The organism is Dietzia cercidiphylli (assembly GCF_014145145.1).
In the GTDB taxonomy this organism is placed as follows: domain Bacteria; phylum Actinomycetota; class Actinomycetes; order Mycobacteriales; family Mycobacteriaceae; genus Dietzia; species Dietzia natronolimnaea.
In genome coordinates this window covers 1-7,162 of sequence record NZ_JAALEA010000289.1, presented here as the reverse complement: position 1 = coordinate 7,162, position 7,162 = coordinate 1, and the positions used below count along the sequence as shown (strand labels likewise).

General features: G+C 71.0%; 8 protein-coding genes. 6 read left to right on the top strand and 2 right to left on the bottom strand.

Annotated features, from left to right (window positions below; translation table 11 throughout):
* A partial coding sequence (locus tag G6028_RS10875; RefSeq protein ID WP_194306963.1) for an SRPBCC domain-containing protein occupies nt 1–446 on the top strand: 446 nt, incomplete at its 5' end.
* 19 nt (nt 447–465) lie between these two features.
* Here the strand turns inward: G6028_RS10875 and G6028_RS10870 are convergent.
* Nucleotides 466–1,347, bottom strand: a complete 882-nt coding sequence (locus G6028_RS10870) for an alpha/beta fold hydrolase (RefSeq protein WP_182658841.1) — start codon at nt 1,345–1,347, stop codon at nt 466–468.
* Nucleotides 1,348–1,641: 294 nt separating this feature from the next.
* Here G6028_RS10870 and G6028_RS10865 point away from each other — a divergent pair, with 294 nt between their 5' ends.
* From G6028_RS10865 to G6028_RS10850, 4 genes are all read left to right on the top strand, one after another.
* A complete protein-coding gene (locus tag G6028_RS10865) occupies nt 1,642–1,983 on the top strand; it encodes a transglycosylase family protein (protein ID WP_179523801.1) in 342 nt (113 codons plus the stop codon).
* Between the two features lie 193 nt (nt 1,984–2,176).
* Nucleotides 2,177–3,514 (top strand): MFS transporter, encoded by a 1,338-nt coding sequence (locus G6028_RS10860; RefSeq protein ID WP_182658840.1) that lies wholly within the window; start codon nt 2,177–2,179, stop codon nt 3,512–3,514.
* Between the two features lie 91 nt (nt 3,515–3,605).
* Nucleotides 3,606–4,103: a glutathione peroxidase gene (locus G6028_RS10855; protein ID WP_259843993.1), complete on the top strand. Its 498-nt coding sequence runs from the start codon at nt 3,606–3,608 to the stop codon at nt 4,101–4,103.
* A gap of 88 nt (nt 4,104–4,191) precedes the next feature.
* Entirely contained in the window at nt 4,192–5,346 is a 1,155-nt protein-coding gene (locus tag G6028_RS10850; protein ID WP_241730680.1) for an alpha/beta hydrolase, read from the top strand.
* Between the two features lie 176 nt (nt 5,347–5,522).
* Here the strand turns inward: G6028_RS10850 and G6028_RS10845 are convergent, their stop codons facing one another.
* Nucleotides 5,523–6,788, bottom strand: a complete 1,266-nt coding sequence (locus tag G6028_RS10845; protein ID WP_182658837.1) for a pyridoxal phosphate-dependent aminotransferase — start codon at nt 6,786–6,788, stop codon at nt 5,523–5,525.
* Nucleotides 6,789–6,883: 95 nt separating this feature from the next.
* Between G6028_RS10845 and G6028_RS10840 the strand changes: the two genes are divergently transcribed.
* Nucleotides 6,884–7,162 (top strand): GntR family transcriptional regulator (locus tag G6028_RS10840; protein ID WP_182658836.1); only part of this gene is annotated, 279 nt, incomplete at its 3' end.

Sequence of the window (7,162 nt, the reverse complement as noted above, 5' to 3'; positions counted from 1 at the left end):
TCACCGTCGAGCGCGTGATCGACCACTCGGCGGCCGAGATCTTCGACATCCTCACCAACCCGGAGAACCACGCCAGGCTGGACGGCTCGGGCTTCGTCCGCGGGGACTACAAGTCCGACCGGATCCAGCAGGTGGGCGACGTGTTCTCCATGGACATGGAGGGTGAGCACATGGGTGGCGAGTACCGCACCGAGAACCACGTCACCGGCTACGGCAAGGACAAGATCCTGGCGTGGCAGACCGCTCCCGCCGGCACCGAGCCCCCCGGCTGGGAGTGGGTCTGGGAGCTCGAGAGCCGCGGGCCCGAGTCGACGCTGGTCCGCCTGACCTACGACTGGGGCAAGGTCACCGACAAGGAGATCCTCAAGAAGGTGTCCTTCCCGCTGGTGTCCGAGCAGCAGCTCGAGGACTCGCTGTCCAACCTCGCCGCCGCGGTGGCCGGCTGAGCCGTTCACTCCGTGGTCGTCAGCTCCCGCAGGTGGTCAGCGCCCGCAGCATCTCGCCCCAGTGGGCCAGCGGCAGCAGGTGGCCCTCACCCGCGTAGACCGTGAGGTCGGCCGCGCCCAGGTGCTCGGCGAGCCATCGCCCGTTGGCCGGTGGGGCCATCTCGTCGTCGTCGCCGTAGCACAGGTGCACGTGCGCGCGGACGTCCTCGACCCGGAAGCCCCACGGGCCGACGAAGGCCACGTTGTCCCACGCGATCGCCCCGGTGCCCTGCCGGAGCGCCTCGCGGAAGTTCACGAACAGGGCCCGCCGGGCCGCGGGGTCGGCGATCACCGCCGCGTCGCTGTCCGCCCACATCCAGTCGACCCACGGCGCGGTCTCGTCGTCCCTGACCGAGAGCATCGCGTCGAGGATCCCGGAGTTGCCGGACCGGAACAGCTCGGCCGCGCGGGCGGGGTCCCCCGGTAAGTGGGAGAGCGCCTCGAGATCTCCCGCGGTCAGCGCCTCGCGCGCCCCGGGCATCCGATCGAACGGGGCCAGGCCGCCGGCGATTCCCACCCGCATGACGCGATCGGGCGCTGCGGCGGCGGTGGCCAGCGCGAACGCCCCTCCACCCGACCAGGCCGAGACGGCGAACCGCGCCACCCCCAGCTCGTCGGCGACTGCCAGGACGTCCCGCGCGACCCCGCCCGGGCTGATCGGCCCGGGGTCGGACAGGCCGTAACCGGGGCGATCGACGCCGATCACCCGTACGCCCGCCCGTTCGGCGAGGTCGGAGCCGAAGTCCATCTCGAGACGCGAGCCCGGGGTGCCGTGGAAGTGGATCACCGGTTGCCCGGCGGGGTCGCCGCACTCGTGCACGGCGATGCGCCGCCCGTCGACGCGGATCATGTGATCGGACATGACGCCGAGCCTATGGGTCGGGAGCGCGACGCGGGACGACGGCGAGGTGAGCCATCTCACCGCAGGGCCCGGCGGTCGCGGTGTCGCACCGAACCGACCCTGTGAGCAGCGCCGATCCCCGTGGGGGTCCCGACTCCCGCCGTCCGAGCCCGACCCGGATCACCCGGTTTCGCCGCGCCGGGGTTGCGTCGCCCCCGTACCCCGCTCGTAGGGTCGTCCGCCGTCCCCGTCGATGGTCGACGGCCGATGCTGGACACCCGATGCACGACACGAGACCTCAGGAGGTCACGAGAGATGCAGAAGAAGCTCGTCCGAACCCTGACCGGCGCGATGCTCGCAGGCGGTATCGCCGCGGGTGGAGCCTCGCTGGCGGCCCCCGCCGCCTCCGCCGCGCCCGCGAGCGCCTGGGACCAGGTGGCCCAGTGTGAGTCCGGCGGCGACTGGCACATCAACACCGGCAACGGATACTTCGGCGGTCTGCAGTTCGCCGCCCAGACGTGGAGCGGCTTCGGTGGCGGCGAGTACGCCCCGACCGCCGACCAGGCCACCCGCGAGCAGCAGATCGACATCGGCGAGCGCGTCCTCGCCGGACAGGGGCCGGGCGCGTGGCCCAACTGTGGTGGCCCGCTGGCCTGAGCGACGTCCGCAGACGGCGCCATCGATAAGAGCGTTCCGCACACCCGCTTCTCGGGCGATGTGTGCGGGACGCTCTTGGCGATGCGGGAGCACCGATGCTCGGCGACGGGAGCATCCATCCTCGGCGATGCGGGAGCACCGATACTCAGGCGCCCCGACCGCAGTGGCCGGCGGCGATTAGGCTCTCCAGACCGTGACCGCCGCCGAGACCGTCTACTCCGCCCTCGTGACCCGCGAGCACTCCCGCGGGACCGACCTCCCGGAGCAGGTGGAGCGCGACGTCCCCCGCAACGGCCTGCGGTTGGTGGCGGCCAACACCCTCCAGTCCTCGGGCGACCAGACGGTCAACGCGTCCACCGTGCTGCCGTGGCTGTTCCACGCCCTCGGGGTCCCCGCGGCGTTGGTCGGTCTGCTGGTGCCCATCAGGGAGTCGGGGTCGATGCTGCCCCAGGTGCTGCTCACGCCGCTCGTCCTGCGGGTCGCCCACCGCAAGTGGGTCTTCGTCACGGGGGCGGGGGTCCAGGCCGCGGCGGTCGCGGTGATGGCCGGCATCGCCGCACTCGGCCACGGCACGGCCGCGGGGGTGGGGATCCTGGGCGCGCTGGTGGTGTTCTCGCTGGGGCGGTGTCTGTGCTCGATCGCCTCCAAGGACGTCCAGGGCCGCACCATCCCCTCGGGCGAGCGGGGCCAGATCATCGGGCTCGCCACCTCTGCGGCCGGGATCGTGGCCGTCACCCTGGGCCTGGCGATCCGTGCGTTCGGCGGCGACGATCTGGGCCCCGGCGACCTCGCCCTGTTGCTGGCCGGTGGCGCCGTGCTGTGGGTGCTCTCGGCGCTGGTCTACGCGCGGGTCACCGAGCCCGCGGGAGAGGCCGCCGCCGGGGCCGCCGATGACCCGGAGGGCGACGGCGGCGGATCCTGGTTCGCCGAGGCGGCCCGGATGTTCCGCGAGGACCGGACGTTCCGCAGGTTCGTCACCGTGCGTGGCCTGATCCTCGTGTCGTCGCTGAGTCCGCCGTTCATCGTGTCGATGTCCGTCTCGGCGGGCACCGGGGCACTGGCCGGGCTCGGCGGGTTCATCCTCGCCTCCGGGATCGCCTCACTCGTCGGGGGGCGGATCTTCGGCCGGCTCGCCGACCGGTCCAGTCGTCGGCTCATGGCGTGGGCGGCCGCCGCCGCCTCGATCGTGGCGCTGGGTTTCGTGGTGGCCGTCTCGCTCCCCGGCGTCGACGGCTCGTCCGCGCTGGGGACCGTGTTCTTCGTGGGCGGATACTTCCTGCTCACGCTGTTGCACTCCGGGGTCCGCGTGGGGCGCAAGACCTATGTCGTGGACGTGGCCGAGGGCGACCTGCGGACGACCTACGTCGCGGTCTCCAACTCGGCCATGGGGATCATCCTGCTCGTGGTGGGCGGCATCAGTTCGGTCATCGCGCTGGCGGGGGTCGAGTGGGCGCTGGTCTTCCTGGCGATCCTGGGGTTGATCGGTGCGGTGTCGGCGCTGAGAATGCCCGAGGCGTCGGCGGCCCGGTGATGCCGGGTGCGTGAGCGCCCCGGAGTCTGGAAGCCTCGGGACGGACGGCGGGTGAAGCCCGCCGGTCATGACGACGACGAGGAGACGCGCCGTGCCCGATGACAATGTCACCCTCACGGATTTCCGAGCAGGCCTGCTCGATGGCAGCGAGAAGGATCTGGCCGACTACGCCGGTCAGGTCGTCTTGGTGGTCAACACCGCCAGCAAATGCGGGTTCACCCCCCAGTACAAGGGGTTGCAGAAGCTGTACGAGGAGTACCGCGACCAGGGCTTCGTGGTGTTGGGCTTCCCGTGTGACCAGTTCGCGCACCAGGAGCCGGGCACCGACGAGGAGATCGGGTCGTTCTGTGAGCGCAACTTCGGGGTGGAGTTCCCGCTGTTCTCGAAGATCGAGGTCAACGGATCGGGCACCCACCCGCTGTACCGCTGGCTCAAGTCGCAGGAATCCGGTCTGCTGGGCGGTCGGATCTCGTGGAACTTCACCAAGTTCCTCGTGGGTCGCGACGGCAGGGTGATCGACAGGTTCGGGCCCAACCGCAAGCCCGAGGACCTGCGCAAGGCTGTCGAGGAGGCGCTGCGGGAGCAGTGAGGCCGTGCGGTGAGTGGGCCGATTCAAGTTGCTGCGGCTAAGGTTCGTAAGTCATCACTGAGAACTCTGGAGCCGTATGGCTGTCGGAATGCCCCGATTCGCCGCCACCGCCACCGCCGGCGCGCTGGCCCTCGCCCTGACCCTCGGTTCGGTCGCCCCGGCCGGAGCGCAGCTCGGCAGCATCGACCCGGCCACGTTGGGGCCGGACGATCTGGAGACCATCATCGAGGCCGTGGGTTCCGTCCCTCTGGGCTCGACCGCCGGTTCGCTCGGGTCGGTGGGCTCCGCGGACATCCCGCTCGGTGAGGGATCCTCTGCCCCCATCGGGACGCCCTCCCCGGTCGATCCGAGCATCACCGAGACCGAGTTCCGGGGAGTCGAGCGCACGCGGGGGGAGTATCAGTACTGGATCGTCGCCTCGGAATCGATGCAGCGCGAGATCACCGTCGAGGTGGTCCCGTCCCGGGGTGAGGGCGCCGCTCCGGTGCTCTACATGCTCGACGGCGTCGGCGCCCCGGTGAGCAGCACCGGGTGGAACCACCAGGGCCAGATCGCGGATCGGCTCGCGGACGAGGACGTGCACGTGGTCAATCCCGCCGGCGCGTTCGCCTCGTACTACACCGACTGGGAGCAGCCGGACCCGGTCCTGGGCAACAACAAGTGGGAGACCTTCCTCACCGAGGAGCTGCCGGGCGTCGTGGCCGAGCAGCTCGAGACGAGCGGCAGGAACGGGATCGGGGGGATCTCGATGGGCGGCCAGGCGGCCATGCACCTGGCCGCCACGCACCCCGGGCTCTACGACGCCGTGATGTCCTTCAGCGGCTACTACTCCACGATGGACGCGCTCGGTTACCAGACCGTCCGGCTCAGCGTGGAGACCCGCGGTGGCCAGGTGGACAACATGTGGGGTCCGCACCGAAGCGGGCGCTGGGCGGAGAACGACACCATCTCTCACCCGGAGGGACTGCGTGGCAAGGCCGTCTACTTCTCGTCCGGCAGTGGCGAGATCGGCCCGGAGGACCTGCAGGAGTACGGCGGCGGCGCGGACGTCCAGAACCTGCTCATCGGACTGGTCCTGGAGAAGGGCGTGCGCGAGGGCACCGAGGCCTTCGAGAGGGCGCTCGACCGCGCGAACGTCGACCACCGGGTGGACTACTCCGACACGGGGCTGCACAACTGGCCGAACTTCCTCAAGAACTTCGAGGCCGGCTGGGAGCACATCAAGCCCGCTCTCGAGGACTGACCCCCGCCCCAGCGCCCTCGCGATGGCCCCATGTTCGCCCCGGCGCCCTCGCGCTCGCTCCCATCATCGATAAGACCGTTCCGCGCACCCCCTTCTCGGGCGATGTGTGCGGAACGCTCTTTTCGTTGGCACGGGCCCGCTCGCTGTCGCGCCCGGGCCCCGGGGGCGGGCCGGGCTCACGCGGGCAGCGGGTTCCGCGCCGGAGTGCCGGGCTGCCGGTGGAGGCCGGCACGCCGCTCGAGGTACCCGGCGATCCTGCCGATCGCGTTCTCGAGCACCTCGGCGTCGGGCAGGCACACGATCCGGAAGTGGTCCGGCTCGGGCCAGTTGAAGCCGGTGCCGTGGGTCACCAGGACGTGCTCGGAGCGCAGTAGATCCAGCACCAGTTCCTCGTCGCTGCCGATGCCGAACCTCTCGGTGTCCAACCGGGGGAAGCAGTAGAGCGCACCGCGGGGCGCCACGCAGCTCACGCCCGGGATGGCGTTGAGGCGCTCGGTCGCCAGTGCGAGTTGTCGCTCGATCCGGCCGTCGGGGTCGATCACGTCGGCACCCCACGGTGAGTCCTCGGCCAGCGCGACCGGGATCGCGTACTGGCCCGGGACGTTGGGGCACACCCGCATGTTTGCCAGCAGGGTGAGCCCTTCCAGCAGGTCCTGCGCCCGCTCGAGGGGCCCGGTCGCGGCGACCCAGCCGGCCCGGTATCCGCACACCCGGTACGCCTTGGACAGGCCGCCGAAGGTCAGGCAGAGCACGTCGTCACCGGCGGCCAGCGCCGCGTGGTGATGGCGGGCGCCCGAGAAGATCACCTTCTCGTAGATCTCGTCGCTGAGCAGGACGAGCCCGTGCCGACGGGCGATGTCGGCCATCCCCCGGACGGTCTCGGCACTGTAGACGGCGCCGGTCGGGTTGTTGGGGTTGATCACCACCAGCGCGGTCGTCCGCGGCGTGATCTTGGACTCGATGTCCGCCAGCGAGGGGTTCCAGCCGTCGGACTCGTCCGCCAGGTAGTGCACGGGCACGCCACCGGTGAGGTTCACCGCGCCGGTCCAGGTGGGGTAGTCCGGTGCCGGGACCAGGATCTCGTCGCCCGGATCGACCATCGCCTGCAGGACCAGGGTGATGAGCTCGCTCACCCCGTTGCCCAGGAACACGTCCTCGGCGCGGATCCCGGGCACCCCCCAGCGCCGGTAGTGCTCGGCCACCGCCGCCCGTGCCTGCGGGATGCCCCGCGAATCCGAGTAGGCCTGGCCCGCGCCGAGTTCGCGGGCCACGGCATCCACGATCTCGGGCCGGGCCTCGAGACCGAACGGGTGCATGTTCCCCAGGTTCAGTCGCAGGATGTCGTGGCCCTCGGATTCCAGCCGCATGGCCTCGGTGAGGATCGGACCGCGGACGTCGTAGCGCACGTCGCGGAGGCGTCGGGATTGGCGGTAGATCTGCATGTGGACCATCACATCGCCAAAGTGGACTGGCGGAAAGGTCCACTTCACGCAGACCCGTGAGACCACTTTTGGCCTCGCGCGCCTAGGCTGAGCGCATGGCCCGCACCGCCCGTCCCGGATCCCTGGTCCTGGGCGAGGTCTCGGGCACCGCGGATCTGGTGGACGCGATCATCGACCTGATCTCCGACGGTTCCCTCGCCGACGGCGACAGGCTGCCCTCCACGCGCACGCTCGCCGAGCAGACCGGGCTCTCCCGCGGCACCGTGGTCCGGGGGTTCGACGAACTCTCGGCCGCCGGCTTCATCGACTCCGTCCAGGGCTCGGGCACCCGGGTCGCCGCCGGGGCGGGTCAGGCGGCGCGCGCCGGGGCGCGG

What these genes read in the sequence shown, in the direction of transcription:
- G6028_RS10870 (WP_182658841.1), bottom strand. Translation starts at nt 1,347, where the DNA reads ATGTCCGATCACATGATCCGCGTCGACGGGCGGCGCATCGCCGTGCAC.
- G6028_RS10865 (WP_179523801.1), top strand. Translation starts at nt 1,642, where the DNA reads ATGCAGAAGAAGCTCGTCCGAACCCTGACCGGCGCGATGCTCGCAGGC.
- G6028_RS10850 (WP_241730680.1), top strand. Translation starts at nt 4,192, where the DNA reads ATGCCCCGATTCGCCGCCACCGCCACCGCCGGCGCGCTGGCCCTCGCC.
- G6028_RS10845 (WP_182658837.1), bottom strand. Translation starts at nt 6,788, where the DNA reads ATGCAGATCTACCGCCAATCCCGACGCCTCCGCGACGTGCGCTACGAC.